General features: G+C 64.5%; 31 protein-coding genes and 1 pseudogene. 22 read left to right on the top strand and 10 right to left on the bottom strand.

Annotated features, from left to right (window positions below):
- Positions 1-70 precede the first annotated feature (70 nt).
- Positions 71-295 (top strand): hypothetical protein, encoded by a 225-nt coding sequence (locus ACFWO3_RS13595; RefSeq protein ID WP_378578164.1) that lies wholly within the window; start codon positions 71-73, stop codon positions 293-295.
- Positions 267-1,046, top strand: coding sequence for a glucosamine-6-phosphate deaminase (gene nagB, locus ACFWO3_RS13590; protein WP_378578162.1), 780 nt, complete (start codon positions 267-269; stop codon positions 1,044-1,046). Before ACFWO3_RS13595 ends, nagB begins: the two co-directional genes overlap by 29 nt.
- Positions 1,047-1,074: 28 nt before the next feature.
- Here nagB and ACFWO3_RS13585 read toward each other — a convergent pair whose 3' ends face one another.
- Positions 1,075-1,719 (bottom strand): winged helix-turn-helix transcriptional regulator, encoded by a 645-nt coding sequence (locus ACFWO3_RS13585; RefSeq protein WP_378578160.1) that lies wholly within the window; start codon positions 1,717-1,719, stop codon positions 1,075-1,077.
- A gap of 119 nt (positions 1,720-1,838) precedes the next feature.
- On the opposite strand from ACFWO3_RS13585, the gene ACFWO3_RS13580 reads away from it, so the two are divergent.
- From ACFWO3_RS13580 to ACFWO3_RS13555, 6 genes are all read left to right on the top strand, one after another.
- Positions 1,839-2,252 carry a VOC family protein gene (locus ACFWO3_RS13580; protein WP_378578158.1) on the top strand — a complete coding sequence of 138 codons (414 nt, stop codon included), beginning with the start codon at positions 1,839-1,841 and terminating at the stop codon, positions 2,250-2,252.
- Positions 2,249-2,659: a DoxX family protein gene (locus tag ACFWO3_RS13575; protein ID WP_378578156.1), complete on the top strand. Its 411-nt coding sequence runs from the start codon at positions 2,249-2,251 to the stop codon at positions 2,657-2,659. Before ACFWO3_RS13580 ends, ACFWO3_RS13575 begins: the two co-directional genes overlap by 4 nt.
- Positions 2,660-2,698: 39 nt before the next feature.
- On the top strand, positions 2,699-4,099 hold the full coding sequence (locus tag ACFWO3_RS13570) for an ATP-binding protein (protein ID WP_378578154.1): 1,401 nt from the start codon (positions 2,699-2,701) through the stop codon (positions 4,097-4,099).
- The gene (locus ACFWO3_RS13565; RefSeq protein ID WP_378578152.1) at positions 4,099-6,033 is read left to right on the top strand and encodes a VWA domain-containing protein; all 1,935 of its coding nucleotides are present in this window, start codon (positions 4,099-4,101) and stop codon (positions 6,031-6,033) included. Before ACFWO3_RS13570 ends, ACFWO3_RS13565 begins: the two co-directional genes overlap by 1 nt.
- Positions 6,034-6,359: 326 nt before the next feature.
- Positions 6,360-6,500: a hypothetical protein gene (locus ACFWO3_RS13560; RefSeq protein ID WP_378578150.1), complete on the top strand. Its 141-nt coding sequence runs from the start codon at positions 6,360-6,362 to the stop codon at positions 6,498-6,500.
- 153 nt (positions 6,501-6,653) lie between these two features.
- Positions 6,654-7,940 carry a class I SAM-dependent methyltransferase gene (locus ACFWO3_RS13555; protein WP_378578148.1) on the top strand — a complete coding sequence of 429 codons (1,287 nt, stop codon included), beginning with the start codon at positions 6,654-6,656 and terminating at the stop codon, positions 7,938-7,940.
- A gap of 163 nt (positions 7,941-8,103) precedes the next feature.
- On the opposite strand, the gene ACFWO3_RS13550 is transcribed toward ACFWO3_RS13555, so the two are convergent.
- From ACFWO3_RS13550 to ACFWO3_RS13540, 3 genes are read right to left on the bottom strand one after another with little or no spacing between them, the layout of a single operon-like run.
- Positions 8,104-9,276, bottom strand: a complete 1,173-nt coding sequence (locus ACFWO3_RS13550) for an MFS transporter (RefSeq protein WP_378578146.1) — start codon at positions 9,274-9,276, stop codon at positions 8,104-8,106.
- Between the two features lie 3 nt (positions 9,277-9,279).
- Entirely contained in the window at positions 9,280-9,726 is a 447-nt protein-coding gene (locus ACFWO3_RS13545) for a hypothetical protein (protein WP_378578144.1), read from the bottom strand.
- Positions 9,727-9,745: 19 nt separating this feature from the next.
- A complete protein-coding gene (locus tag ACFWO3_RS13540; protein ID WP_378578141.1) occupies positions 9,746-10,672 on the bottom strand; it encodes an AEC family transporter in 927 nt (308 codons plus the stop codon).
- Between the two features lie 209 nt (positions 10,673-10,881).
- On the opposite strand from ACFWO3_RS13540, the gene ACFWO3_RS13535 reads away from it, so the two are divergent.
- Positions 10,882-11,931: a serine hydrolase domain-containing protein gene (locus tag ACFWO3_RS13535; protein WP_378578139.1), complete on the top strand. Its 1,050-nt coding sequence runs from the start codon at positions 10,882-10,884 to the stop codon at positions 11,929-11,931.
- A 51-nt stretch (positions 11,932-11,982) separates the two neighbouring features.
- Here the strand turns inward: ACFWO3_RS13535 and ACFWO3_RS13530 are convergent.
- The 6 genes and pseudogenes from ACFWO3_RS13530 to rpmB form a co-directional block, all read right to left on the bottom strand.
- A pseudogene (locus ACFWO3_RS13530) lies at positions 11,983-13,439 on the bottom strand (GMC oxidoreductase); the annotation flags it as partial.
- 77 nt (positions 13,440-13,516) lie between these two features.
- On the bottom strand, positions 13,517-14,059 hold the full coding sequence (locus ACFWO3_RS13525) for a TetR/AcrR family transcriptional regulator (RefSeq protein ID WP_378578137.1): 543 nt from the start codon (positions 14,057-14,059) through the stop codon (positions 13,517-13,519).
- A gap of 163 nt (positions 14,060-14,222) precedes the next feature.
- Positions 14,223-14,477, bottom strand: coding sequence for a 30S ribosomal protein S18 (gene rpsR, locus ACFWO3_RS13520; protein WP_378578135.1), 255 nt, complete (start codon positions 14,475-14,477; stop codon positions 14,223-14,225).
- Between the two features lie 9 nt (positions 14,478-14,486).
- Positions 14,487-14,792 carry a 30S ribosomal protein S14 gene (gene rpsN / locus ACFWO3_RS13515; RefSeq protein ID WP_378578133.1) on the bottom strand — a complete coding sequence of 102 codons (306 nt, stop codon included), beginning with the start codon at positions 14,790-14,792 and terminating at the stop codon, positions 14,487-14,489.
- A gap of 7 nt (positions 14,793-14,799) precedes the next feature.
- Positions 14,800-14,964: a 50S ribosomal protein L33 gene (gene rpmG / locus ACFWO3_RS13510; RefSeq protein ID WP_378578131.1), complete on the bottom strand. Its 165-nt coding sequence runs from the start codon at positions 14,962-14,964 to the stop codon at positions 14,800-14,802.
- 2 nt (positions 14,965-14,966) lie between these two features.
- On the bottom strand, positions 14,967-15,203 hold the full coding sequence (gene rpmB, locus ACFWO3_RS13505; protein WP_378578360.1) for a 50S ribosomal protein L28: 237 nt from the start codon (positions 15,201-15,203) through the stop codon (positions 14,967-14,969).
- An 87-nt stretch (positions 15,204-15,290) separates the two neighbouring features.
- On the opposite strand from rpmB, the gene mrf reads away from it, so the two are divergent.
- The 13 genes from mrf (at position 15,291) to ACFWO3_RS13440 (ending at position 25,778) form a co-directional block, all read left to right on the top strand.
- A complete protein-coding gene (gene mrf / locus ACFWO3_RS13500; RefSeq protein WP_378578129.1) occupies positions 15,291-16,550 on the top strand; it encodes a ribosome hibernation factor-recruiting GTPase MRF in 1,260 nt (419 codons plus the stop codon).
- Positions 16,547-16,807 carry a type B 50S ribosomal protein L31 gene (locus ACFWO3_RS13495; RefSeq protein ID WP_378578127.1) on the top strand — a complete coding sequence of 87 codons (261 nt, stop codon included), beginning with the start codon at positions 16,547-16,549 and terminating at the stop codon, positions 16,805-16,807. The genes mrf and ACFWO3_RS13495 overlap by 4 nt, the downstream gene beginning before the upstream one ends.
- 2 nt (positions 16,808-16,809) lie before the next feature.
- The gene (gene rpmF / locus ACFWO3_RS13490; RefSeq protein ID WP_378578125.1) at positions 16,810-16,983 is read left to right on the top strand and encodes a 50S ribosomal protein L32; all 174 of its coding nucleotides are present in this window, start codon (positions 16,810-16,812) and stop codon (positions 16,981-16,983) included.
- Between the two features lie 57 nt (positions 16,984-17,040).
- Positions 17,041-17,619: a trimeric intracellular cation channel family protein gene (locus ACFWO3_RS13485; RefSeq protein ID WP_378578357.1), complete on the top strand. Its 579-nt coding sequence runs from the start codon at positions 17,041-17,043 to the stop codon at positions 17,617-17,619.
- Between the two features lie 47 nt (positions 17,620-17,666).
- Positions 17,667-18,353 (top strand): response regulator transcription factor, encoded by a 687-nt coding sequence (locus tag ACFWO3_RS13480; protein ID WP_378578123.1) that lies wholly within the window; start codon positions 17,667-17,669, stop codon positions 18,351-18,353.
- A complete protein-coding gene (locus tag ACFWO3_RS13475; RefSeq protein ID WP_378578122.1) occupies positions 18,353-19,807 on the top strand; it encodes an ATP-binding protein in 1,455 nt (484 codons plus the stop codon). The genes ACFWO3_RS13480 and ACFWO3_RS13475 overlap by 1 nt, the downstream gene beginning before the upstream one ends.
- Positions 19,808-19,943: 136 nt before the next feature.
- The gene (locus tag ACFWO3_RS13470) at positions 19,944-21,395 is read left to right on the top strand and encodes a trypsin-like peptidase domain-containing protein (protein ID WP_378578120.1); all 1,452 of its coding nucleotides are present in this window, start codon (positions 19,944-19,946) and stop codon (positions 21,393-21,395) included.
- Entirely contained in the window at positions 21,395-21,955 is a 561-nt protein-coding gene (locus ACFWO3_RS13465) for a molybdenum cofactor biosynthesis protein B (RefSeq protein WP_378578354.1), read from the top strand. Before ACFWO3_RS13470 ends, ACFWO3_RS13465 begins: the two co-directional genes overlap by 1 nt.
- Positions 21,956-22,027: 72 nt before the next feature.
- Positions 22,028-22,171: a hypothetical protein gene (locus tag ACFWO3_RS13460; RefSeq protein WP_378578118.1), complete on the top strand. Its 144-nt coding sequence runs from the start codon at positions 22,028-22,030 to the stop codon at positions 22,169-22,171.
- Positions 22,172-22,762: 591 nt separating this feature from the next.
- Positions 22,763-23,383 (top strand): MspA family porin, encoded by a 621-nt coding sequence (locus ACFWO3_RS13455; RefSeq protein ID WP_378578116.1) that lies wholly within the window; start codon positions 22,763-22,765, stop codon positions 23,381-23,383.
- A gap of 65 nt (positions 23,384-23,448) precedes the next feature.
- On the top strand, positions 23,449-24,144 hold the full coding sequence (locus ACFWO3_RS13450) for an MspA family porin (RefSeq protein WP_378578114.1): 696 nt from the start codon (positions 23,449-23,451) through the stop codon (positions 24,142-24,144).
- A gap of 252 nt (positions 24,145-24,396) precedes the next feature.
- Complete coding sequence (locus ACFWO3_RS13445; RefSeq protein ID WP_378578116.1) at positions 24,397-25,017, top strand: MspA family porin; 621 nt, start codon at positions 24,397-24,399, stop codon at positions 25,015-25,017.
- 65 nt (positions 25,018-25,082) lie between these two features.
- Positions 25,083-25,778 (top strand): MspA family porin, encoded by a 696-nt coding sequence (locus ACFWO3_RS13440; protein WP_378578114.1) that lies wholly within the window; start codon positions 25,083-25,085, stop codon positions 25,776-25,778.
- Positions 25,779-25,791: the final 13 nt, after the last annotated feature.

The following is a 25,791-nucleotide window of genomic DNA, read 5'->3' as shown; positions in this document are numbered from 1 at the left end:
ATAGTCGACCTGGGAACGGACGACGGCATACCGGTGGTGCTCGAGAAGATTCGACAGCCCACTCCGGTCGGTGGTCACGCCATCGCCGCAGCAATCTCCGAAATGCTACTGGCTGTTCGCGTCCACCCTCATGCCCGGCTGGTCCGGAACACCCATCGGCGCACTCATCGCGGACTCGTCCGGACTACGTACCGCGGTCGACAACGACTTGTATCCACTTGCCGTGATGAAAAACGGCCAGTGGGTGTGCGGACCGAGGAGTACCGATGGAAATCATCATCAGATCCAGCCCTGAGGAAGCAGCCACAACGGTGGCGGACGTGGTGGAACCCTATGTGAGACGCGGGAACACGGTACTGGGATTGGCCACCGGCTCCTCCCCGGTGGCCGCATACGGCGAACTTGCCCGCCGACACCGTGAGGACGGGCTCGACTTCGCCTCGCTGTCGACTTTCCTGTTGGACGAGTACATCGGGCTTCCCGAAGGGCACCCGGAAACCTACTTCGCGGTGATTCGGCGTGACTTCGTCGACCACGTGAATCTGGACCCGCAGCGTGTGCACAGCCCGAACGGCAACTCGGACGACGTATTCGGTGAGGGCGCTCGATACGATGCCGCCATCCGTGCCGCAGGAGGCGTGGACGTGCAGTTCCTCGGCATCGGCACCGACGGGCACCTCGGATTCAACGAGCCGACGTCATCCCTGTCGTCGCGTACCCGTGTCAAGACGCTGACCGATCGGACTCGCAAAGACAACGCGCGCTTCTTCGACTCCGAGGCCGATGTTCCTCGGCACGTTCTCACGCAGGGTTTGGGCACGATCCTGGAGGCGAGGCACCTGGTGATGGTGGCGACCGGCTCCGCGAAGGCTTCGGCGATCGCCAAAGCCGTGGAAGGCCCGCTCAGTGCATTCTGTCCCGCCTCCGTCATGCAGTTGCATCCACACTGCACGGTGGTGTTGGACGAGGCCGCAGCAGCAGAGCTGACATTGACCGACTACTACAAGAGTGTTGTCGCGAACAAGCCACCGCAGCAGCCGTGGTGATCATGCGGTAACCGAGGCGTGTTGGACGTCAGGGAATGCTGAAGGTTCTCGCGAAGTCCTCGAGCAGGGCGGCGTCTCCGGCGACGACGACGCTGCCCTGCTCGAGTGCTTCGGCGGGGGAGATCTCACCGGCCATGAGCGCCTTGATCGCGGGTCCGGTGATAATGACCAGGTCGGGTGCCTCAGCCGGCCCATCGCGCACGTCGACCGCGCCGTCGTGCACGTGCGCGGAGAGGATGATGTCACCGAGGCGCAACTCGTAGGTGCTGTCCGTGCTGTCGGCGTGCTCGGAATGGAAGGTCGAACGTAAGGCCATGACCATCGAGTCGATGGTTATCGCGTCGTCCGGTCGAGGGTCCCTCAGGGTTCGTGCTCCCCAGCGTCCCAGGGATTTCATGGCCTCCTCCAGGCCTTGGCCGTACTCCGTGAGTTCGTAGACGACAGCGTTCGACGGGCGGGGAAGTGCACGCCGAGTGATCACGTCCGCCTCCTCGAGTTCCTTGAGTCGCGTGGACAGGATGTTCGACGGGATGCCCGGGAGGCCTTGTCTGAGGTCGGTGTAGCGGCGGGGGCCGACCAGGAGATCACGAACGATCAGCATCGCCCACCGTTGACCGACGAGATCGAGCGCATGAGCGAGGCCGCAGTACTGTCCATACCCTTGCTTAGCCATGGTCCTGATTATAGATCAAAGTTGCCTATTGACATCTGTAGGTTTCATTTTGCAACATTAGTAAGTGATCTGAAGCACCCCGCATTGCTGGATTCGTTGCACACGAAATGAGGAACCTGATGTCCACCATGATTTTCGTCAACCTGCCGGTGAAAGATCTAGCCAAGTCCACCGAGTTCTACGAAGGACTCGGCTACAAGCGCAATCCCGCGTTCTCGGACGACAATGCGTCCTGCATTGTCGTCAGCGAGGAGATCTTCCTGATGCTGCTGGTCGAACCGTTCTTCAAGACGTTCACCAAGAAGGAGATCGTCGACGCGAGCACGAGCACCGAGGCGATCCTCTGTATTTCGGCGGAGAGCCGCGAAGCCGCGGACGCCCTCGCGGACAAGGCCCTCTCATCCGGCGGATCGTTCTCCAACGAGCCCATGGACGAGGGATTCATGTACGGCCGCAGCTTCCAGGACCCGGACGGGCACCTCTGGGAGATCATGTGGATGGACCCCGCCGCTGCCACCGGTGAACAGCCATGAGCACCGTAGCGACCCCAGTGAAGGGGCGGTCCCGCGTCGGAATCAAGGTCGGGTGGGTGCTCATGGCCTTGCTGACGTTGTTCTTCCTGTTCGACGCCTTCGGGAAGCTGACAAAGGCGCAGGCGGTGAAGGACTCGCTGCCCGATCTGGGGATTCCCGAGAGCATCGTGGTCTGGATCGGGGTGGTGTTGCTGGTGTGCACGATCCTCTACGTAATTCCTGCCACGGCATTCCTCGGTGCGGTTCTGCTCACCGGATACCTCGGCGGAGCAGTGTTCACCCATATGAGGGTCGAGGGATCGCTGTTCGGTGAGACCCTGTTCCCCGTCTATGTGGGAATCGTGGTTTGGGGAGCGCTCTACCTGCGCGACAAGCGAGTTCGGGACGTCATGCCCTTCACTCGTTGATCGCGTGACGTTTCCGGTGAACCCTCGTAGCTTGGAGTGGTGACTTCCACCGGACAACGTCCTTCGGCAGACCGTCCCTCGACCCTGGGTGAGCTTCGTGAGTCGGGCCACGTGCATCGCACCGTCAAGGAAGAGCTTCGTGAGAATCTGCTCGCGGCTCTTCGGGACGGGCGCGATCCGTGGCCCGGCATCCTCGGTTTCGAGGACACCGTGTCTCCGCAACTCGAGCGGGCCTTGATTGCCGGTCACGATGTGGTGCTGCTCGGTGAACGCGGGCAAGGCAAGACTCGTGTGCTGCGTACCCTGCACCTGCTGCTGGACGAGTGGACTCCCGTGATCGACGGCTCCGAACTGGGTGAGCATCCCTATGAGCCCATCACTCCGGCTTCGATTCGGCGGGCGAAGGAGCTGGGTGAGGACCTACCCGTCCGCTGGCGCCACCGCAGTGAACGCTATTCGGAGAAGTTGGCGACTCCCGATACGTCGGTCGCGGACCTCGTCGGCGACGTGGATCCGGTGAAGGTGGCGGAAGGCCGCAGCCTCGGAGACCCCGAGACGATCCACTTCGGCCTCGTCCCGCGTGCTCATCGCGGCATCGTTGCCATCAACGAACTGCCCGACCTGGCAGAGCGCATCCAGGTGTCGCTGCTCAACGTCATGGAGGAACGTGACATTCAGGTTCGCGGCTACACGTTGCGTCTTCCCTTGGACGTGCTCCTCGTCGCGAGCGCGAACCCGGAGGACTACACCAATCGTGGTCGCATCATCACGCCGCTCAAGGACAGGTTCGGTGCGGAGATTCGGACTCACTACCCGTCCGAACTGAGCGACGAGATTGCCGTGATCGAGCAGGAAGCAAAGCTGAAGGCCACGGTGCCCGAGTACCTGCTCGAGATCCTGGCTCGGTTCACGAGATTGTTGCGCGAGTCGACGTCGGTGGACCAGCGATCCGGTGTCTCCGCGAGGTTCGCAGTGGCCGGGGCGGAAACGGTCGGTGCGGCAGCAGTACATCGTGCGGCGGTTCTCGGGGAAGCGGATCCGGTGGCCCGGCCCGTCGACCTGGACACGGTGGTGGAGGTGTTGCGCGGCAAGGTCGAGTTCGAATCCGGTGAAGAGGGCCGCGAATTCGAGGTTCTGTCCCACCTACTTCGTCGAGCGACTGCGGACACGGTGCGTGCCCGGCTCGGCGGAATCGATCTGGCTTCACTCGTGTCGGCCGTGGAGCAGGGCGAACCCGTAGTGACGGGAGAGCGAATCACGGCGAAGGCCCTGTTGGACGAGCTGCCCGAACTGGATGTGCTCGACGAGCTGGCGGTGCGACTCGGTGCCGAGTCGGACGGCGAGCGTGCTGCTGCTGCCGAATTGGCGTTGGAAGGGCTGTACCTGGCGCGGCGCATCTCCAAGAACCCCGATCCGACAGGGCAGACGGTGTACTCCTGATGTCCCACGGCTCGCGTTACGGCCCGTACGAAGGGGGCGATCCGCTGGCGCCGCCCGTCGACCTGCGTGATGCCTTGTCCTCGATCGGCGAGGATGTCCTCGCCGGTACCTCACCGCGGCAAGCGCTACGTGAACACCTGCGCCGCGGCAACGAACGCATGCGTGGTTTGGACGAGCTCGCAGCGGAGGCGAACCGTCGCCGCCGTGAGATGTTGAAGCGAAACAACCTGAACGGAACGCTCGAGGAAGTCCGCAAGCTCCTCGACGAGGCCGTGCTCGAGGAGCGGAAACAGCTCGCCCGGGCGCTGGACGACGATGCCCGGTTCGCGGAGATGCGCATCGAAGAGCTACCGCCCTCGACCGCGCAGGCAGTGCAGGATCTGGCCGATTACGAATGGCGCAGCTCCGAGGCGCGGGAGAAGTACGAGCAGATTCGCGACCTGCTGGGCCGCGAGATGTTGGATCAGCGGTTCGAGGGGATGAAGCAGGCGCTCGAGGGCGCCACGGACGAAGACCGCGAGCGCATCCGTGACATGCTCGAGAGCCTCAATCGGCTCCTCGAAGATCATTCGAACGGGACGGACACCCGGCAGCAGTTCGACGCGTTCATGGACGAGTACGGTGAGTTCTTTCCGGAGAATCCACGTGACGTCGAGGAGCTGTTGGACTCGCTGGCTCAGCGGGCGGCGGCGGCTCAGCGCCTGCGTAATTCGCTGAGTCAGGAACAGCGCGACGAGCTGGATGCGTTGGCCCAGCAGGCGTTCGGTGACCCGTCCCTGACCGGCCAACTCGATCGTCTCGATCAGTACCTGCAGGCTGCTCGTCCTGGCGAGGATTGGCAGGGTGGGGAGCGGTTCCGCGGCGACAGCGGCATGGGGCTCGGTGAGGGAACCGGCGCGCTCCAGGACATCGCAGAACTCGAATCGCTGGCCGAGCAACTCGCGCAGGAGTATCCGGGCGCGCAATTGGACGACATCGACCCTGAGGCGCTCGCGCGCCAGTTGGGCGACGAGGCCGTCGCCGACGCGCGCACTCTTGCCGACCTCGAGAGGGCGCTGCGTGAGCAGGGTCTGTTCGATCGCGGTGCGGACGGGCAGTGGCGGTTGTCGCCGAAGGCGATGCGCCAGTTGGGACAAACCGCGCTGCGGGATCTGGCCGGCCAGCTTTCGGCGCGCGGCGGTGAACGGGAAACGAGACGAGCCGGGGCGTTGGGGGAGCCGACGGGTGCCTCCCGCGAATGGGAATTCGGGGACACCGAACCGTGGGACGTGACCCGCACGATCACCAATGCGATACTGCGCGACCCCGGCCGCGTGCCCGTGCGTCTGCAGGTGTCGGACGTGGAGGTCTCCGAGACCGAACTTCGCTCGCGCGCTGCGGTGGCACTGCTCGTGGACACGTCTTTCTCGATGGTGATGGAGGGTCGGTGGGTGCCGATGAAGCGCACTGCCCTAGCGTTGAATCACCTTGTGACGACACGGTTCCGCAGCGACGAGTTGCAGATCATCGGGTTCGGTCGGCACGCACAGGTGGTGACGCCAACCGAGTTGGCCGGACTGGACGGTGTGTGGGAGCAAGGCACCAACCTGCACCATGCGCTGCTGCTCGCGGAACGTCATCTGCGCCGGCACCCCAACGCGCAACCGGTGGTCATGATCGTGACGGACGGTGAGCCGACCGCACATCTGGAGCCGGAGGGATACGCGCACTTCGCCTATCCGCCCACGACTCGGACGTTGGGATTGACAGTGCGGGAATTGGATTCGGTTGCGCGTATCGGTGCACGCGTCACGTTCTACCGGCTGGGTGACGATCCCGGCCTCGCTCGCGTCGTCGACCGTCTTGCTCAGCGCGTCGGTGGCAGGGTGGTGGCGCCGGGTCTCGACGGCCTCGGTGCGGCGGTCGTGGGGGACTACGTACGTAGGCGCCGCTGAACCTCGGTCACTGCGGGAGGATCCCCTCGACCAGATCGTCGATGATCTGGTCGGTCGACGTGTCCGGCATGAGCGGTGTGGGAGGCGGTCGAAGAGAGGTCCGAACAATGCCGGCGTCACCTCGTGGTTCTCGGTCAGCCGACGCACTTCCGACTGCCGGGCGCCGAGCATCTCGGAGTCGCTCAGTCGTGTACTCGGTTCGACACTGTTCTCATCGGGCGGAATACGGATGCCGTGGGCCTGAAGGAGGGTCTGGTCAGCCCTATCGGCACCTGCGTCAGATCGTGTTCTCGCGCCGGCAGCCAGCCGAGGCGGAGAATCTCGAGGTGACCGATGCCGACCTCGTCGAGGTCGTGCGAATGCTCGTGCAGGAGCAGGGCGCCGACATCTGGCTGTGCGGCGGATGCAACCTTGCGGGCCAACTCGTCGGCGAGACCGACCGGATCGTCGTCAAACGGCATCCGTAGGTGTTCGGCAGCGGTATACCGGCAATGTCTTCGAATGCCTCCAGATCCAATGCGTTCGAGGTGATCGACACGCGCACATTCGATTCCGGTGTTGCGGTGACCGAATACGCCCGACGCCGGTAATGTCGGGCACACCCTGTGACGGAGGTGTGTATGACAGTTGCCGACTCGGTTGCGCCGCTGGCTCGTGCAGTGCTGGGTGATCAGGTTCCGGTCGGGATCATGTGTTGGGACGGGAGCAGGAGTGGGCCTCCGGATGCGCCCTGGCAGGTGCGCATCAACAATCGTCGCGGTCTACGGCGGTTGTTGTGGGCTCCCAACGACCTCGGTTTCGCTCGGGCCTACGTCTCCGGCGACATCGACATCGAGGGCGATCTGCTCGCCGGCCTGGACGCACTCGAGGAGGTGGCGGACCCGACTCGGGGTCCCGGTGTGCAGATCGACGGGAACACCAAGAAGGCGCTTGCGAGAGCGGCTCTGCGCCTGGGGATCGTCGGCCCGCCGCCGAAACCGCCGGCGGAGGAGATGAAGCCGGTACGCGGGCGCCGGCACGACAAGGCCCGTGACGCCGCCGCGATCAGTCACCACTACGACGTCGGTAACGACTTCTACGAGCTCGTGCTCGGCGAGTCGATGACGTACTCGTGCGCATACTGGGATCAGCAGGCCGACGACGTGACCGCGGCTCAATTCGCCAAGTGCGATTTGGTGGCCCGCAAGCTCGGCCTGACCGAGGGGATGCGAGTACTCGACGTCGGATGCGGCTGGGGAACCTTCGCGCTGCACGCGGCACGTCAGTACGGTGCGCACGTCGTCGGCGTAACCCTGTCCCAGGAGCAGGCGGACTACGCGAGTCAGCGGATGGTCGACGCGGGCGTGGGCGGTCTGGTGGAAATCCGGGTCCAGGACTATCGCGACATCGGCGACGGCCCCTACGACGCGATCTCGAGCATCGGTATGGCCGAGCACGTCGGCGACGTGATGCTGGCGACATATGCGGCGGACCTGTTTGCCTTGCTACGTCCGCAGGGCCGGTTGCTCAATCATGCGATCTCGCGGCGTCCGGGCCCGCCCGCCACGTTTTCCAAGACGTCCTTCATCGATCGGTATGTCTTCCCGGACGGGGAGATTCTGCCGCTCGCAACGATGATCGAGGCGCTCGAAGGATCCGGTTTCGAGGTGCGCGACGTCGAGTCGTTGCGTGAGCACTACGCGCTGACCCTGCGTGCCTGGGTGCGAAACCTGGAGGCGAACTGGGACGAGGCGGTGGCCCACAGCAGTGCTGGGCGAGCACGAGTGTGGCGGTTGTACATGGCCGGTGCGGCATTGGGATTCGAGGGAAACCGGCTCGGGATCAACCAGGTACTGGCGGTCAAGTGCAGCGACCGGGGACGCAGTGACATGCCCGGCACCCGCGCCGAACTCATGCGGTCGGCGTAGGCTGGGTGACGAAGCAACGATGTGCTGACCGAAACTCCCCGTCGCGCCAACCAACCTGTATAGACGACCACCACAGCAACGGTCACGAACTCGAACGGGTTCGTGACCGTTGCCTTTCCGCCTCGAGTCGCACCTGATGTCTCGCCAATCGGATTGTCCTTCCTCAATTCCTGAAGCTAGGCCTTCGCACCGCGTGCCACGTGGAGGCCGCCGACAGGCAGAGAAGGCCACCCGTGATCACGAAGATCGACGCGACACCGGCGACGCCCGCGGCGCCGGCAGCAGCAAGCGGAACGACGACCTGGCCGAGTCGATTTCCCGTCAGGCGAAGTGACAAGGCCGCGCCACGGTCGGTCGATGCCACGAGCCCGACCACCCATGTCATGGTGAGCGGCTGACCGATCCCCCAGAAGGCGCCGGCGATCACGAGCAGTGCTGCGATCGGCACCGGGTGCGGAACGAACGGGATGAGAGCCATCGGAACCGCGGAGCACAGCGTCGCGGAGACGAGGAGTCGTTCGCGCGGCACCCGGGTCAACAGCCGGGGCAGAAAGGCGCGCGAGGCGATCGTCGCGACGGTGCGTGCGGTGAGAAGCAGCGTCACGGTCATCACGCTGAACCCGAACTCGCTTCCGAGGACCGGGAGATAGGCGAGAACCAGGTCCATCGAGGACAGCACTACGAGGCTGCTCAGCAAGGCAGCCTTCATGCCGGGTGTCCGGGCCATGCTCGACACCGATTCGGGCGCCGCACGCGGGCCGTCGTGCTCGGCGGGGCCGGGATCGTGCAGTGCGAATGCGAACGGAATCGCCAGGGCGGACACGGCCGCCATGACGAACAACGCAGGCGCCGTGTGGACTCCGGATGCGTCGCTGCTCAGCGAGACGATCAGTCCCACGGCCGGAATGCCCACGGCCTGGCCGATCGACACACCGAGCGTAAGGCCGGCGAAACCGCGATCGAGTTCACCGGGCGGCGACAGGAGAGACACGAAACTCTGTCCCGTGAGAGTCACCAGGATCTGGCCGAAGCCCAGCAGAATGTTGCCGGCCGCTACGACTCCCAGATTGCCGCTGAATGCGATCACGACGGTTCCGAAGGCCGTGAGGGCGACGCCGATTCGCATGAGCGTCGCGGTGTGATGCCGGTCGACCGCCCGACCGATCCGAACGGCGAGAAGCAGTGGAGTCAGCGCGAACAGGGCGGTGACAATACCGACCGAGGTGGCGTCACCGCCGAGGTTCAGGATCCGGTACGACACCAGCACCCGGACCGCGTGGTAGACGGCCTGCAGCAGCGCGGTCGCGATGCAGACGTTGAGAAACCATCGGCCCACGTGTCAGCGACCGACCACCGTGCGGTCGCCGACGGGCGCCTGCAGCGGCACCTCGACTGTGCCCATCACCGATATCAGGACGCACATCTTGTCCGCTGTCTCCGGCAGAACTCCGGTGCGCACGGCCACCTCCACGGTGGTGTCGGTCTCGGTGACCACCGGGTCGACGCCGTAGCACTCAGGAGTGCCCGCGGTGAAGTTCAGGGCGATGGCGTTCGGATTCACCTCCGACCAGGATTCGACCGGGGTGTTCCGCGCGCGGACGATGTCCGGTCTCGGCGTGAACGACGTACGAAACTCTTCGACCGGTGTTTTCGGCACGTCGGGTGTGGGCACCGTGGTGGGCGCCGACGATTCGGAACTCGGCTCGGGTGTGGCCTCGTTCTCGGCCCCGGACGAGCACCCGGCGATGGCGAGGCAGATCAACGTAGCGAGGGCGTAAACGCGCATGACCAACCGTAACGCCCCGTCAGGCGAGCAGCGCCGCCACGATCGCGATGGCCGGGATGGACGCCAGTGTGGTGACGAAAGCGCTGTCGCGCGCGAGGACGGTGCCCCGCCGGTAGCGGCTCGCGTACACGAACACGTTCTGCGCGGTCGGCAGCGTGGACACCACCACGATCGCGAACAGTTCGTGTCCGTCCAGACCCAGCAGGTAGTGCGCCATGAGGTAGGCCAGGACAGGCTGGACCACGATCTTGAGTGCCGAGGCGAGGGCCACGTCTCGGCGAGGACTCGTGCCTTTCTCGAGCACGCGCACGCCGTACAAGGAGAGTCCGAAGGCGATGAGAGCACCGGGCACGGACGCTCCGCCGACGAGGCGGAACGGCTGCATCAGTGCCTCGGGTGGCGTCCAGTGCGTGACCGCGAGCAGAAGCCCGGCGGCGCCGGCCACCACGATCGGGTTCTTGAACGGAGCGCTGATCGTCGCCCATCGTGAAGCACCGCCGGGCAGTGCCGCGATGTCCAGAATGCTCAGCGCGATGGGGGAGTACACGACGATCTGGAACAGCAGGAGGGGCGCCACGAACGACGCGTCACCCAGAACGAACACCGCTATCGGAATGCCCAGGTTGGCGGAGTTCACGTAGGACGACGACAGTGCACCGATGGTCAGTTCGGGGATCGGGCGCTTCAGCCAAAGCGTGGCGATCACCACGTACAGCGTCCCGACCGCGAAGGCGGTTGCGGAGGCGACGGCCAATGTCGCGGAGAAGATCACCGAGAGGTCGGAGGTGGCGAGGGTGTCGAACAGCAGCGCCGGAGTCGCGACGAAGAAGACGAGTCGGCCGAGGACGGTCTCGCCTTCCGGGCCGAGGGTCGCGAATCGGCCGAGTGCATACCCGATCGCGATGATGACGAAGATGACGGTGAAACCCGCGATGACGCCGGACAACTACTCCACCGATTCCTTCCGAACCTCGTCTGGCCCGGTGAATCGGCCGAGCAACCTTCGGGCATTTTACGCCGGTGTCGCTGCGCACCTGGAATCGGTGGATTCCGCAGAAGTGGATGCACACGTCTGGTGCTCAGGGCAGTGCGCATAGGACAATGAGTTGGGAAACCGTAGGCCGCTACGCCTCGGTACGACGAGGGGTGGGCTTGATGCTCGGAAGAATCGCCGTGGTTGCTGCAGTCTGTGTGAGTGCAGTCGTGATGGGAACGACCGCGTCCGGTGCGTTGGCGCCGCCGACCTCCGGGGACCCCACGGTCATCGCATTGGCCCAGCCCGTCCTCGAGCGTGGGATCCGGCACGGTGTGAGCGTCGCCGTGGTGAACGACCAGCACACGGCGTTCGCCAACTTCGGCGCCGAGAACGACACGGAGTACGAAATCGGCTCGCTGACAAAGACGTTCACCGCGGAGCTGTTTGTGGATGCAGTGTCGCGCGGCGAGGTCCGCGAGGACTTGCGGTTGGACGAGCTGTTGCCGTTGGACGGCACGCCGGTCGGCGAGGTCACCCTCGTGGACCTCGCCGCGCACCGATCCGGGCTTCCTCCGTTCGCCGTAACAATGGACATGGCGACCAATGCGATGGGTTGGATGAGCGCCACCAACCCGTTTCCGTTCGACCGGGATCAGCTGATTCAACAGGCTCGCGAGACTCCCCTCTGGACGCCGGGTCGATACCAGTACTCCACCTTCGGTTACGCGCTTCTCGGTCAGGCTCTCGCCGTCGCGGCCGACACCGACTACGCAACGTTGCTCAGCGAGCGCATGCTCGTGCCGCTGCGGATGACCGACACCTGGTTACCGATCGCCGCGACGGATCTTCCCGCCGACGCGTCTCGGGGGTTCGACGCCCTAGGTCGGCAGCAGGCGCCCTGGCCCCTCGACGGGTACGCGCCGGCCGGGGGAATCCGATCGACAATCGAGGACATGGCCGGGTACGCCCGACAGTTACTGGACGGAACGGTGCCGGGTGAAGGCGCGCTGACTCCCCGGTGGTCACTGCCGAACGGTGCACAGGGTGCGCTGTCGTGGCAGGTCGAGAACGTCGGCGGTGCGCAGTACACGTTGCACTCGGGTAGCACCGGTGGCTTCCAGAGCATCATGGTTCTCGACCGTGACAATCACCGCGCAGTGGTGATCCTCTCGAACACCATCGGGTCGCTGCAGTCCGCGGCGTACGCGATCATGGCCGGCCTCGGCTGAATCATTCGACCGGGACCCCGCCGATCAGATGATCGTTCGGACGTCTTCTGCGTCGAGGACGTACAGGCCGCGCTGTCCGAGTACCCGACCCTCGAGGTCGCACACCGAGCCCATGCAGGCGCCGCCGAGCGGGTGCCACGTCGACGGGACAGCCGCGTTGGTGTCGATCAGGACTCCGCTCGGCCCGGCGATCTTCGCGACGGCGGGACCGATGTGGCCGTTCTGGATGCGACCGTCGCCGTCCTTCGGCCACTGGAGAACCACGTCCTTGCGGTTGGCGTCGTACATGAGACGCCCGCGCCCCTCGCTCACGCCGTAGCCGACCAGCATCGTGGTGTGCGCGTCCATTCCCATGGGCGGGATCGACGCTTGAATCACGGTGAACGCCGACGACGGGTCGTCCCACTGCAGGCTTCCGTAGACAACCGGACCGCCCTGGCCGGCGCCGAAGTTCTGCGACGGGTCGGCCCAGGCGTAGATCCTGTCGGCATTGGTTCCCCACCCCTCGCCGAGGCTCTCGGGCAGGTCCGGGATCGCGCCGGTGGCGGCCGCTCGGACGAGAAGTTTGGTGGTTCCCATGCTTCCGGCTGCCATCACCAGGGTCGGTGTGGTGAGGATCTTGGTCTCGAGAACCCTTCCGCTGGTGTCGGTGCGGTTGACGTACACACGCCACTGTCCGTCTTCGGCTCGTTCGACGGAGGTGACGTCGTGCAGGGGTGCCACGGTGGTGTTGCCGGTCGCCTCGGCCGCTGCGAGATAGTGACGTCGACGGAGTGCTTGCCGCCGTTGTTGACGCCGAGGGCGCCATCTCCGTTGGTGTACGAGGGCTTCATCTCGCCGCGCAGTTCGGCCAGCGCGTAGTTCCAGTCCAGCGGCATCGGAATCTTGGACAGCGGCATACCGGCCTCCCGTACGCTGCGGGCGAAGATGCGCGCAGCGGCGTACGGGGGACTGTCGATGAGTTCGTCGGGCGCTTCCGCGAGTCCCAGCATCTTCGCAACCCGGGGGTAGTGGACCGCGGCCATGGTGCGGTAGTCGAGTGCCTCGGGGAGGTGCGTGTTGAACACCTCCTCGGCAGGCTGGAGCGTCATGCCCTGGTAGACCAACGAACCGCCACCGACCCCTGCAGCGCACAGAGCGGTGATGTTGTCGCCCATCACCGCTTCGATGAGACCGGTGAAAGGTTCGAAGGGCATCGGTCTCCCGAACAGTTCGGGATAGGACTTGTGCCAGAGAATCCGCTTGTCGGGGCTGTACGCGTGCGGAAATGTCTCCGAGTTCGGGCCGGTCGGCCACCTGGTCCCGCGTTCGAGGACGAGTACCGGGACTCCGGCCTGGGACAATCGAAGTGCCGTCACGCCGCCGCCGAAACCGGACCCGATCACGATCACTCGGTGTTCTTCCCGCACGAGTGGAACGGCCTGCGCGCGGGCCCTCGGTATCGCTGCGAGGGTGACTCCGGCGGCTGCTGTGCCCACCAGGAACGAACGTCGAGAAAATGCGGTCATCGAGTGCCCCGATCACGGGTTGAGGTGTGTGCCTGCGATGCGAACGCAAGAAAACTTGACACTCTGACCAGAAAGTGTCAAGGAAGTAGTGGGCTCAACGTTCGGTGCAGCAGTCGGCGAAGACGGTCGTCCGTTCGTATGGCGTCGCTCTCGAAGAACACGAGCGAGAGTGTCAGTCGGGTGACGATTTCGAGGATGTCGTCCAGATCGTCCGCGACTGCGGTGTTTTGTTCCGTGAGAGGCGACATGAGCTGTTCCACAACATTTTTCGTGCGGTCGACGACCCCGTCGTCGAATACCGGATTGCCCTGTTCGGAGCGGAAGAGTGAAGCGAGGATCGGGTGCGTGCGGATGGACGTTCGCCCGAGGAGAATCATCTCGGTCACGTACTCGGTGGGGCTGCGGTTCGGGTCCAACTTTTCGTAGAGCTCGGTCATCGTGGAGACGGCGATGCTCGCGATTGCCTGCGAAACCATTTCCTCCCGACTCCCGAATATCGAGTAGACGGTCTGTCGGGAGACCCCGGCGGCTTTGGATACGGCGGCGATCGATGCCGCTTCGAAGCCGGATTTCTCGATCAGGTCGAGCGTGGCGTCGAGAATCTTCTCCCTGGAGCGCATGGATGCACGATATCGGCGGGTGTGGACGTGAGTGCTCAGGACCGCGGAACGGGGCCGGGACAGCAGAACGGCCGTGCAGTCCGGGTGGACTGCACGGCCGCTTCGCTGACCAATGTCACACGGGTTCGCGTGAGCTGAACCCTGTGTGACATTGGTCGGTGGCCTACCGGCTCGTGAAGGGCAGGAGCGCCATCTCGCGCGCGTTCTTCACGGCGACCGCGACCTCGCGCTGCTGCTGCGGGGTCAGCCCCGTCACGCGGCGGCTACGGATCTTGCCGCGATCGGAGATGAAGGTGCGGAGCAAGTTGATGTCCTTGTAGTCCACGTGCTCGATCTTGGCCGCGAACAACGGGTTCTTCTTGGGCTTGCGGCCCTCGACCGGCCGCGGCTTCTTGGACGGTGATCTCTTGACTGCCATTGACTATCCTTACCAGCTCGACTTGTGGACGCCTGGCAGCTCGCCACGGTGGGCCATCTCGCGTACACGCACGCGAGAAAGCCCGAATTTCCGCAGGTGGCCGCGCGGACGTCCATCCGCAGCGTCTCGATTGCGCAATCTTACCGGACTCGAGTCCCGCGGTAACCGCTGCAGGGCGGCCTGAGCCTGGGCCCGCGCATCGTCGCTGCTCGAGGGGCGACGAATGATCTCCTTCAGTTCCGCTCGGCGTTCGGCATACCTGGCGACGATCACCTTGCGCTGTTCGTTCTTCGCGATCTTCGATTTCTTTGCCACGTGCGCTCTACTTCTCTTCTCGAAAGTCCACATGTCGTCGTACGACGGGGTCGTATTTCTTCATGATCAGACGGTCGGGGTCGTTGCGACGGTTCTTGCGGGTGACGTAGGTGTACCCGGTACCTGCCGTCGACTTCAGCTTGATGATGGGGCGAATTTCGTTTCTCGCCATGGTCAGACCTTCTCTCCGCGTGCCCGGATGCGGGCCACGACGGCTTCGATTCCGTCCCGGTCGATGGTCTTGATGCCCTTGGCCGAGAGGGTCAGTGTGATGCGACGTCCCTCGCTGGGCAGGAGGTACGTCTTCTTCTGAATGTTCGGGTTCCAGCGACGGCTGGAGCGCTTGTGGGAGTGCGACACGGACTTCCCGAATCCGGGGGTGCGTCCGGTCACCTGGCAGTGCGCCGACATGGGCGTTCCCTTTCCGACCCGCCACATGTGGGGGTGATAATCGTTTTCGACAACGGCAGAAGATCAATGTACCGTTCTCGTCACGTAATGACAATCGTTATCGAAAGGGTGCTCGTGAGTGAGATACTCGACGGCCGGACACCACTGATCCTGGTCGCCGGCTGGAACGGACCCACCGATGCCACCGCTCGTTCGCTGCTCGGCCCGGGAACCGTGGTGCTTCACCACGATCTCGACCTGGTGAACGAGGGTGTCGTACGACGCACCGTCACCACCTGGGAGAACGACCACGCGCGTGAACGGGTCGGCATCCTCGAACTCGCCCACGGCTGCATCTCGTGCACGCTCCGCGAGGATCTGTTGCCACTCCTGCGCACCCTGCACTCCCGCTCGTCGGTGCAGCGCATCGTGCTGCACCTGGACCGCCGACTCGAGCCGGAAGCCGTGTGCTGGGCGATCGAACACGTGGTGGTCGCCGGGGTGGGGCAGATCGACGGCCCGGCTTCTCGTGACGTGCGGGTGGAAGCCGTCGTCACCTGCGTGGATGCGTCGACCTGGCTCGACGATGCGACCGGCGACGAGCCGATCGACGACGACAGGACCGTCGCACAGATCGCCGTCGGACAGGTCGATCACGCCGATGCACTGGTCGTCACGGGTTCGGCAGGCGACGGCTGGCAACAGGCGAAGCTGCACGCCGTCCTCGCGCGACTTGCTCCGGTAGCGCCCATCGCGTGGGGGGACGGGACCGACATCGAGGACCTCCTGGCGCGGGTTCCCTCGGACGCGCGCCGGGGAACCGTCGCCGACGCCCACTCGCCGCTGTTGCGGGGACAGCCACCGCTCGGCAGCGACTGCGGTGTGACGATCGTCGAGTTCGAGGCCCAGCGGCCCTTTCATCCGCAGCGGCTGCACGAGGCGATCGACGTACTGCTCGACGGCGTCGTTTCCTCGCGTGGCCGGGTGTGGGTTGCAACCCAGCCGGACGAGGCGCTGTGGCTCGAGTCCGCGGGCGGAGGTTTGCGAGTTGCGAGCGCGGACCGCTGGCTCGCGGCCATGACTGCGGAGGAACAGGAGGCCGTGCCCACGGCGCGGCGGGCGATGGCCGCGCTGCGCTGGGACGAACGGTTCGGTGACCGGCACTCGTCGATCGTCGTGCTCGTGCACTCCGCGGACCCCAGCGAGATCGACCGGACCCTTCAGTGGGCGCTCGTCTCCGACGACGAGCTTGCCGACGAATCGGTGTGGTCCACCTGGAGCGACCCGTTCGGGCAGTTCCACGAAGACCCGTGCGAGACCACCGAATCCCCGTACGCGGAACAAGACGAGAGAGAAGGACAGCAATGAAACAGGGCATTCACCCCGACTATCACCCGGTCGTGTTCAAGGACGCCGCCACCGGCAACGGCTTTCTCACGCGATCCACGCTCACGAGCGATCGCACCGTCGAGTGGGAAGACGGCAACGTCTACCCCCTCGTGGTTGTCGACGTGACCAGCGAATCGCACCCGTTCTGGACGGGCGCACAGCGCGTCATGGACACCGCCGGACGTGTCGAGAAGTTCGAACGCCGGTACGGCAAGCGCCGAGCGAAGGGGGAGTAGCAATGGCCGTTCCCAAGCGGAAGATGTCGCGGTCCAATACCCGCAGCCGCCGATCTCAGTGGAAGGCGCAGGCACCCGATCTCGTCGAGGTGAAGGCCGACGGCGTCACTCGCCGGGTGCCACGCCGGCTCGTGAAGGCAGTTCGTCTGGGTCTGGTGGACCTCGACCGCATCTGAGTCGGCGTCGCGTGTAAGGCTGTTCGGGTGCTGCTCGACATCCTCGAATAGGTAGGTATCGCCGCCTTCGCGGCGTCCGGTGCTCTGGTGGGGGTGTCGAAACGGCTCGACATCTTCGGCGTTTTCATGGTCGGTGTGTTCACCGGCATCGGCGGCGGCATCGTGCGAGACGTGTTGCTCGACGTCCATCCGCCGACGTCGTTGGCCAGTTGGGCGAACTTCAGTACGGCGTCGGTGACATCGCTTCTGGTCTTCTACGTGCACTTTGCGCTCGATCGTCTGCGAAGAGAGATCCTGGCGCTCGATGCCATGGGTATGGGGTTGTTCGCGAGCACCGGTGCGGTGATCGCACTCGAACACGACTCCGGCGTCCTGGCGGCCTGCCTCATCGGAGGTACGGCCGCCATCGGCGGTGGTGTTCTGCGTGACGTGCTGGTCAACGAGACTCCCTTGCTGCTGCAGCGGGACCTGTACGCGGTGCCTGCCCTGATCGGAGCAGGTCTCACCGTGACGGTGATCGAACTGGGCGGAAGCAACAATCTCGCTCTGGTGATCGGTACGGCATTCGCCACCGGATTGCGGCTCGTGTCGCTGTGGCGGAAGTGGAGCCTTCCGTCGCCGCGCCACACCGAGTGACGTCCCTTCTCAGACATATCTCAGTTGCTCGGGCCAAACTGTCTGCTATGCGCATCTTGGTGGTCGACGACGATCGGGCCGTGCGAGAGTCCTTGCGGCGTTCGCTCAGCTTCAACGGTTACACGGTGGACCTGGCAGTGGACGGGCTCGACGCGCTAGAGCAGGTTGCCGGATCCAGACCCGACGCGCTCGTACTCGACGTCATGATGCCGAGACTCGACGGACTCGAAGTGTGCCGCCGCCTCCGTAGTACCGGCGACGACCTACCGATTCTCGTACTCACCGCCCGCGATTCGGTGTCGGAACGAGTGTCCGGCCTCGATGCCGGCGCCGACGATTACCTACCCAAGCCTTTCGCTCTCGAAGAGCTCCTGGCCCGCTTGCGGGCGCTGTTGCGCCGGACGGCACCCGACCCGGGCGAGGACTCGGAAACCATGGAATTCGGGGACCTGACGCTCGACCCGGTGACCCGTGAGGTGGTGCGCTCGGGCCGGTCCATCAGTCTGACCCGCACCGAGTTCTCCCTGATGGAGATGCTCATGGCCAATCCACGTAGAGTGCTCACCCGCGGCCGCATCCTCGAGGAGGTGTGGGGATACGACTTCCCGACGTCCGGAAACGCACTCGAGGTGTACGTGGGCTACCTGCGCAGAAAGACCGAGGCCGGCGGTGAGCCGAGGCTGATCCACACCGTCCGAGGGGTCGGCTACGTCCTCCGGGAGACGCCTCCGTGATGGCCGTGCCATTCGGAACGAAGGACAACGGGCGGGGTCGGCCGACCACCGGACCGCTGCCGGTGGCGCCTCCCGTGCCGCCGCCGATGCGTCCCCCCATGCCACTCACCCGATCGGTGTCGCTGCGCTGGCGGGTGACTCTGCTGGCGGCGTCCGTGGTCGCGATCGCGGTGGCCGTCATGGCGATCGCGGCCTATGCCGTAGTTGCGCGAGCGCTGTACGCGGACGTCGACAATCAATTGCGTACCCGGGCCTCGGCGCTCGTGGACAGTCGTCTCGTCACTTTCGATCCGCGCTACATCGCCGGAGCGACGTCCTATGCGACCGACATCAGCGTGGCCCTGATCTTCCCCAACCTGGACTCGTACACGCCGCCCGGATCCACGGTTCCGGTAGGGGAGGCGGAGCTGGCGGTTGCCCGGGGTGAGAACAACCTCTCGTTGCGCACTGTCGACAACCAGCGGGTGCTCGCCCAACGCACGCAGGACGGCAGCACCCTGGTCATTGCGCAGCGGTTGGCTCCGACGGGTGAGGTGCTCGATCGTCTCGCCTGGGTGCTCTTCGTCGTCGGGGGGTGCGGTGTGATCCTTGCAGCGGCCGCGGGCACGACGGTGGGCCGCACCGGTCTGCGCCCCGTTGCCCGGCTCACCGCCGCCGCGGAACGAGTGGCGAGGACCGACGATCTGCGTCCGATTCCGGTGACTGGCCGTGACGAGCTGGCACGCCTCACCGAGAGTTTCAACACCATGCTGCGGGCGCTCGGTGAGTCTCGGGAACGACAGAGTCGACTGGTCGCCGACGCGGGTCACGAACTGCGTACCCCGCTCACCTCGTTGCGTACCAACATGGAGTTGCTGATCGCGTCCGGTCGGCCGGGGGCGCCGCACATTCCGGACGAGGACATGGCGGAACTGCGCGCCGATGTGGTCGCGCAGATCGAAGAATTGTCCACCCTTGTCGGCGATCTCGTGGACCTGGCGCGTGAGGATGCTCCGGAGACGGTGTTCGAACGAGTGGATCTGCGTGACGTGGTCGACCGGTGTCTGGAACGCGCTCGTCGTCGTCGCAACGAGATCGAGTTCACCGCGGACACAGTGCCCTGGTACGTGTACGGGGACCAGGCGGGATTGGCCAGGGCGGTTCTCAACGTCCTCGACAATGCGGCAAAGTGGAGCCCCACCGGTGAACTGGTGCGGGTGCAGATGCGCCCGGCCGGCGTCGGATTGCTCGAACTGACCGTGGACGATGCGGGCCCGGGGATCCCGGAGGAGGATCGCGAGCTGGTATTCGAACGGTTCTACCGTTCCACGGCTTCGCGGTCGATGCCTGGTTCAGGACTCGGACTGGCGATCGTGCGTCAGGTGGTGGTCAAGCACGGTGGGACCATCGCCGTCGACGTATCGGAGCGCGGCGGAGCTCTGATCAGGATCGTTCTGCCGGGTCAGCCGGAATAGACGAAGGTACGTGCTGCCGGATACGTGGGTAAACTGACAGCCCGGTCTCAGGGCACTCTCAGTTGGACACGGCAGGCTCGTACTCGGAGAGAAAGCCACCATCGACAGTGCGGTGGCCGGAGACGAAAGTGATGCGATGACCGACGAGCGCAACGGCGAGAACACGCCCCAAGACCGGAGTGGACAGGATCCTGCCGGTCAGAATCCCCCTTCGCAGAACGCCGGACACGACCCGTACCGGGCTCCGGAAGCTCAGCAGTTCCCTACCCAGCAGTTCGGCACGGAGCAGCAGTTCGGTGCGAACCAGTTCGGGCACCCGCAGGGGCCGTCCGGATACCCGGGCAATGCCTACAGTGCGCCGCAACCGCACGCGTACCCCCACGGGGCGCAGCAGGCAGGTCCGTTGCCGGGACAGCTCGGCCAGCCGACCGCCGGGCACGAAGGCCTCGGGGACGGGGCTGCGAGCCCGCGTAAGCGTTCCGGTCGCGGCGCCATCGTCGCCGGCGCAGTAGCACTCGCCCTCGTCAGCGGTGGTGTCGGCGGGGCGGTCGGTGCCTGGTCGGCCGGAAGTAACGGCAACTCCGGTGGAACCGTCACCAATTCGCTCAACGCCCCGGCGAGCCCGGCCAACCCGGCCGCGAACGCCCCGGAAGGATCGGTGCAGGCGGTCGCGTCGAAGGTCGTGCCGAGCGTCGTCCAGATCGAGATCGAGAGTGCGCGCGGCCAAGGCGGTGAGGGGTCGGGCGTCATCCTGTCGTCCGATGGACTCATTCTCACCAACAACCATGTCGCCGGTGCGGCAGCTCAGGGCGGCGACCTCGAGGTGGGGTTCTCGGACGGCTCCGTCGCGAGCGCCAAGCTGGTCGGCGCCGATCCGGTGTCGGACCTCGCCGTCATCAAGGCGGACAACAAGACCGACCTCACACCCATCGAGCTCGGGACGTCCGCAGACGTGCAGGTGGGCCAGCAGGTTGTTGCCATCGGATCCCCGCTCGGACTGGCCGGAACGGTCACCGAGGGAATCGTCTCGGCACTCGACCGCCCGGTGTCCACGAGCGGCGAGTCCGGCAACCAGAACACCGTCATCGATGCTCTCCAGACTGATGCGGCCATCAACCCGGGCAACTCCGGTGGCGCTCTGGTCGACATGAACGGGAAGCTGGTCGGCATCAACACGGCCATCGCGAGCATGGGCGGCGCGGGAGCCGGTGAGCAGAGCGGTTCCATCGGGCTGGGCTTCGCGATCCCCGTCGACCAGGCCCGCCGAATCTCGCAGGAACTGATCGACACGGGCAAGGCGACGCAGGCGATCATCGGTATCCAGGTTCCGTCGCGGGACGACGCGAACGGCGCCACGGTCGTGGACGTCACGCAGGGCGGCCCCGCCGCCGGCGCCGGAATCCCGAAGGGCGCTGTCATCACCAAGGTCGACGACCGGTCGATCAACAGCGGTGACGCGCTCATCGCGGCGATCCGCTCGCACGCACCGGGAGACAAGGTATCCATCAACTACACAGACGGCGGAGGCAAGTCCGAGAAATCGGTCGATGTCACCCTCGGTACCGCCGAGACGCAGGGCGGCCGATGATGATCTCGGGAATTCTCGGGGACGTCGCGTCGCTGCCGGAGCTGACTACTACGGTGGAGAGCATGGATATCGAAGCCTCGCTGGCTGGTCGCGCACTCGTGGTCATCGTCGATGACCGAACCGCTCACGGAGACGGAGAGAACTCGATCGGACCCCTGGTGACCGAGCTGCTGAACGAAGCAGGCTTCATCGTCGATGCGACCGTCGCGGTCGCCGCGGACGAGGTGGAGATTCGAAACGCCCTCAACACCGCGGTTATCGGTGGCGTCGACCTCGTCATCTCGGTAGGCGGAACCGGAGTGGCTCCGCGCGATGTCACTCCCGACGTCACCGCGGAGGTTCTCGACCGCGAGATCCCCGGAATCTCCGAGGCGTTGCGTACCTCGGGCCTGGCGGCGGGTTCGCTCGACGCCGGTCTGTCGCGCGGCCTCGCCGGGGTTTCGGGCAGCACGTTGGTGGTCAACCTCGCGTCGTCGCGCGCCGCGGTGCGCGACGGCATGGCGACGCTGACTCTGTTGGCGAGCCATGTCATCTCCGAACTGTCCGGGCTGGAGGGTTGAGCCATCTCGACCTCCGACGGCTCGGCGAAGGACGCGCACACGGGCAAACCCCTGGGCACCTCCGGCGCGGCCGTGGACAGGGCGAAGCTCGCACGGATCTTCGGCGATGTTCTTCCCGACACCACCGCGGACGAGCGGATAGCCGAGTCTTCCGCCGACGGCGCTGGTGGGCCGGACGAATGGCTACGCAGTCAGGTGCCACCACATCACGGCTGACCGTCGCGGACATGGATGCGGACAGCAGTGGAGCCGGGCCTTACGAGGCCCGGCTCCACTACTGTTCGTGATGGTTTGCGGCCATCCCTGTAAATATCAGGTAAACAGAATGAACTGCTCGATTCGGACCTTTCTATTTTCCCCGAGTTTCCGGGAAATGCAGGATGCTCCTCCATCCCAAAAATCTGGGTGAGTTCAGGTATTCATATGCGGAACATTATATGAATGGAGCGTGAACGTGCAGGTCAGACGGATTGCCGATGGTTGTGAATGTGCAAATTCTGCCCACTGGTTGAACCCTGAATGAGGTGTGTTCCACATCACTCACTCATTCTGTGTCGATTAATTGCCGTTCCGCCCGAATTGCCGCTACTGTCCTCCGCGAGTTGGTGCTGGAGTTGTACGAAACGACGCGCTCGCCGCAGTTCGAACGGGAGCTCTCGTGCTCGGTGTAGTGATCGATTCGTGATCATCTCGAGTTAACTCCGCGGACACAGCACACGTGAATACTGCGCTGGGTTCGAATCGGACCACTTCTCAGTCTCGACCGACGAGGCTGGGTCCCAGCAAGAATCCTGACGAGGGGTATGAATGAGCGAGAACCGTAAGTCCGGCCTGCGCCGTGGTGTCCGCGTTGCCGGCCTTGGTGCCGCTGCAGCTGTTGCGCTTGGTTTGATGTCGACTGGTGCTGCGAATGCAGACACCTTCATCCCGTTGCCGGGTGGTGAGAAGGTGACCAACGCTTCCGAGGTGTCGGTGAAGGTTGCCCGTAATGCGGAGAGCGCGAAGGTTTCTCCGTCGTTGGCTGCCAATGGTGCGGGTCGTGTGGCGTGGGTGTCGGGTGATGTGTTCGCCGATCTGAAGGGTGAGGTTCCCGAGGAGGGGGCGAAGATCACCACGGGGTACATCGTGGGTTGCCAGGTCGATATCACCGGTCTCGAGGGTGGTCTGTCGGGTGGTCTGAGTGCCAAGGGTTTGGATCTGTCGGGTTCGTTGAGCCTTCCGGTTGCGCCGGGTGAGGTGAAGTTCGCGAAGATCAAGTCGAAGGAAGACCTGAAGTCGGGTGTCTCCGCGATCCAGTACAAGGATGCCGAGATTCAGGTTCAGGGTTGTGGTGGGTACGCGCAGGCGCGTGCGTACACGGTGGTCGAGGTTCCGGGTAATCACTACGTGAAGTCCACCCTCTACGGTCAGCCGTTCACTATCGGCTGAGTGTCGTTCCGTAGCAGTATTTTTCAGACTCTTCGCGTAAGCGATCTCATCCCTGGAGGGGATTCATGAACAGCAAGACCGTGCGCTACGGCGCCAAGGCTGCCGGTGTGGTGGCTGCTTCGACCATCGCGATCGGCTTCTTTTCTGCCGGTGCGGCCAATGCCGATACTTTTGTTCCGTTGCAGGATGGCGAGGTGACTCAGACTCTGCTCGACGGCACGGTGGTGACGGTGAAGCAGACGGGTAACTCGGCGAACATCAACCCGTCGATGGGTTCGACTCCGTTGCACCGCAATGTGTGGGCGTCGGGCAACATCGATGTGAAGATCGATGGTGGGACTGCCAAGGGTGGTTCGATCGATGCCGGGTACATCGTGGCGTGCCAGTTCAACTTCGGTGGCGACGCTGGCGGTGAGGGTGGATCCAACTTCACTACCTCGACCGATGAGGATACCCAGGAAACCTCGATCGTTGCCGACCCCTCGGCTTCGGCCTCCGGCGGCGTGACCATCGGCCCCGGTGAGGCCAAGGCCGTCTCGATCCTCGAGATCACCAAGACCGACGAGCACGGTCACGACACGACCACCAGCAAGTTCAAGTTCAAGGGCAACAGTGGTGGCTTCACCTACTCGGACGAGACCTTCGCCGTGTCCGGCTGCGCCGGTTACGCCCAGGCTCGCTCCTACGTGAAGGTGGACGTCTCGACCGACTCGGTCGACGGCAACGTCACCCTGTGGGGACAGCCCTTCAGCCTCGGCTGATGTTCGACTGAGACCAACATCACACGAGAAAATTGAATACTAGAGTAACGCGAGGCTGGGGGCTGCAGAGGCTCCCAGCCTCGTCGTATGCAGGGTTACCTAATGTTTCGAGACCGAAACGGCCGACAAAAGTGACGTAGAACAGGTCACCTGGGTATCACGTTCGAGCCAAGGTTCCGCTAACTTATCCCAAGCACGAGGTAAACGCCCCCTCCGACGGTCGGAGATGGGAGCGCCTGTTTAGGGGTATGAATGAGCGAGAACCGTAAGTCCGGCCTGCGCCGTGGTGTCCGCGTTGCCGGCCTTGGTGCCGCTGCAGCTGTTGCGCTTGGTTTGATGTCGACTGGTGCTGCGAATGCAGACACCTTCATCCCGTTGCCGGGTGGTGAGAAGGTGACCAACGCTTCCGAGGTGTCGGTGAAGGTTGCCCGTAATGCGGAGAGCGCGAAGGTTTCTCCGTCGTTGGCTGCCAATGGTGCGGGTCGTGTGGCGTGGGTGTCGGGTGATGTGTTCGCCGATCTGAAGGGTGAGGTTCCCGAGGAGGGGGCGAAGATCACCACGGGGTACATCGTGGGTTGCCAGGTCGATATCACCGGTCTCGAGGGTGGTCTGTCGGGTGGTCTGAGTGCCAAGGGTTTGGATCTGTCGGGTTCGTTGAGCCTTCCGGTTGCGCCGGGTGAGGTGAAGTTCGCGAAGATCAAGTCGAAGGAAGACCTGAAGTCGGGTGTCTCCGCGATCCAGTACAAGGATGCCGAGATTCAGGTTCAGGGTTGTGGTGGGTACGCGCAGGCGCGTGCGTACACGGTGGTCGAGGTTCCGGGTAATCACTACGTGAAGTCCACCCTCTACGGTCAGCCGTTCACTATCGGCTGAGTGTCGTTCCGTAGCAGTATTTTTCAGACTCTTCGCGTAAGCGATCTCATCCCTGGAGGGGATTCATGAACAGCAAGACCGTGCGCTACGGCGCCAAGGCTGCCGGTGTGGTGGCTGCTTCGACCATCGCGATCGGCTTCTTTTCTGCCGGTGCGGCCAATGCCGATACTTTTGTTCCGTTGCAGGATGGCGAGGTGACTCAGACTCTGCTCGACGGCACGGTGGTGACGGTGAAGCAGACGGGTAACTCGGCGAACATCAACCCGTCGATGGGTTCGACTCCGTTGCACCGCAATGTGTGGGCGTCGGGCAACATCGATGTGAAGATCGATGGTGGGACTGCCAAGGGTGGTTCGATCGATGCCGGGTACATCGTGGCGTGCCAGTTCAACTTCGGTGGCGACGCTGGCGGTGAGGGTGGATCCAACTTCACTACCTCGACCGATGAGGATACCCAGGAAACCTCGATCGTTGCCGACCCCTCGGCTTCGGCCTCCGGCGGCGTGACCATCGGCCCCGGTGAGGCCAAGGCCGTCTCGATCCTCGAGATCACCAAGACCGACGAGCACGGTCACGACACGACCACCAGCAAGTTCAAGTTCAAGGGCAACAGTGGTGGCTTCACCTACTCGGACGAGACCTTCGCCGTGTCCGGCTGCGCCGGTTACGCCCAGGCTCGCTCCTACGTGAAGGTGGACGTCTCGACCGACTCGGTCGACGGCAACGTCACCCTGTGGGGACAGCCCTTCAGCCTCGGCTGATCTGTTCCGATCA

The sequence above is a fragment of the Rhodococcus sp. NPDC058521 genome (assembly GCF_042719695.1).
Lineage (GTDB): Bacteria > Actinomycetota > Actinomycetes > Mycobacteriales > Mycobacteriaceae > Rhodococcus_F.
This window is presented reverse-complemented; position numbering and strand designations above follow the sequence as displayed.

Coding starts and splice junctions, on each gene's coding strand:
- nagB (WP_378578162.1), top strand. CDS start 267: ATGGAAATCATCATCAGATCCAGCCCTGAGGAAGCAGCCACAACGGTG.
- ACFWO3_RS13585 (WP_378578160.1), bottom strand. CDS start 1,719: ATGGCTAAGCAAGGGTATGGACAGTACTGCGGCCTCGCTCATGCGCTC.
- ACFWO3_RS13580 (WP_378578158.1), top strand. CDS start 1,839: ATGTCCACCATGATTTTCGTCAACCTGCCGGTGAAAGATCTAGCCAAG.
- ACFWO3_RS13575 (WP_378578156.1), top strand. CDS start 2,249: ATGAGCACCGTAGCGACCCCAGTGAAGGGGCGGTCCCGCGTCGGAATC.
- ACFWO3_RS13565 (WP_378578152.1), top strand. CDS start 4,099: ATGTCCCACGGCTCGCGTTACGGCCCGTACGAAGGGGGCGATCCGCTG.
- ACFWO3_RS13555 (WP_378578148.1), top strand. CDS start 6,654: ATGACAGTTGCCGACTCGGTTGCGCCGCTGGCTCGTGCAGTGCTGGGT.
- ACFWO3_RS13545 (WP_378578144.1), bottom strand. CDS start 9,726: ATGCGCGTTTACGCCCTCGCTACGTTGATCTGCCTCGCCATCGCCGGG.
- ACFWO3_RS13535 (WP_378578139.1), top strand. CDS start 10,882: ATGCTCGGAAGAATCGCCGTGGTTGCTGCAGTCTGTGTGAGTGCAGTC.
- ACFWO3_RS13525 (WP_378578137.1), bottom strand. CDS start 14,059: ATGCGCTCCAGGGAGAAGATTCTCGACGCCACGCTCGACCTGATCGAG.
- rpsR (WP_378578135.1), bottom strand. CDS start 14,477: ATGGCAGTCAAGAGATCACCGTCCAAGAAGCCGCGGCCGGTCGAGGGC.
- rpmG (WP_378578131.1), bottom strand. CDS start 14,964: ATGGCGAGAAACGAAATTCGCCCCATCATCAAGCTGAAGTCGACGGCA.
- rpmB (WP_378578360.1), bottom strand. CDS start 15,203: ATGTCGGCGCACTGCCAGGTGACCGGACGCACCCCCGGATTCGGGAAG.
- mrf (WP_378578129.1), top strand. CDS start 15,291: ATGACAATCGTTATCGAAAGGGTGCTCGTGAGTGAGATACTCGACGGC.
- ACFWO3_RS13495 (WP_378578127.1), top strand. CDS start 16,547: ATGAAACAGGGCATTCACCCCGACTATCACCCGGTCGTGTTCAAGGAC.
- rpmF (WP_378578125.1), top strand. CDS start 16,810: ATGGCCGTTCCCAAGCGGAAGATGTCGCGGTCCAATACCCGCAGCCGC.
- ACFWO3_RS13480 (WP_378578123.1), top strand. CDS start 17,667: ATGCGCATCTTGGTGGTCGACGACGATCGGGCCGTGCGAGAGTCCTTG.
- ACFWO3_RS13475 (WP_378578122.1), top strand. CDS start 18,353: ATGGCCGTGCCATTCGGAACGAAGGACAACGGGCGGGGTCGGCCGACC.
- ACFWO3_RS13470 (WP_378578120.1), top strand. CDS start 19,944: ATGACCGACGAGCGCAACGGCGAGAACACGCCCCAAGACCGGAGTGGA.
- ACFWO3_RS13465 (WP_378578354.1), top strand. CDS start 21,395: ATGATCTCGGGAATTCTCGGGGACGTCGCGTCGCTGCCGGAGCTGACT.
- ACFWO3_RS13455 (WP_378578116.1), top strand. CDS start 22,763: ATGAGCGAGAACCGTAAGTCCGGCCTGCGCCGTGGTGTCCGCGTTGCC.
- ACFWO3_RS13450 (WP_378578114.1), top strand. CDS start 23,449: ATGAACAGCAAGACCGTGCGCTACGGCGCCAAGGCTGCCGGTGTGGTG.
- ACFWO3_RS13445 (WP_378578116.1), top strand. CDS start 24,397: ATGAGCGAGAACCGTAAGTCCGGCCTGCGCCGTGGTGTCCGCGTTGCC.
- ACFWO3_RS13440 (WP_378578114.1), top strand. CDS start 25,083: ATGAACAGCAAGACCGTGCGCTACGGCGCCAAGGCTGCCGGTGTGGTG.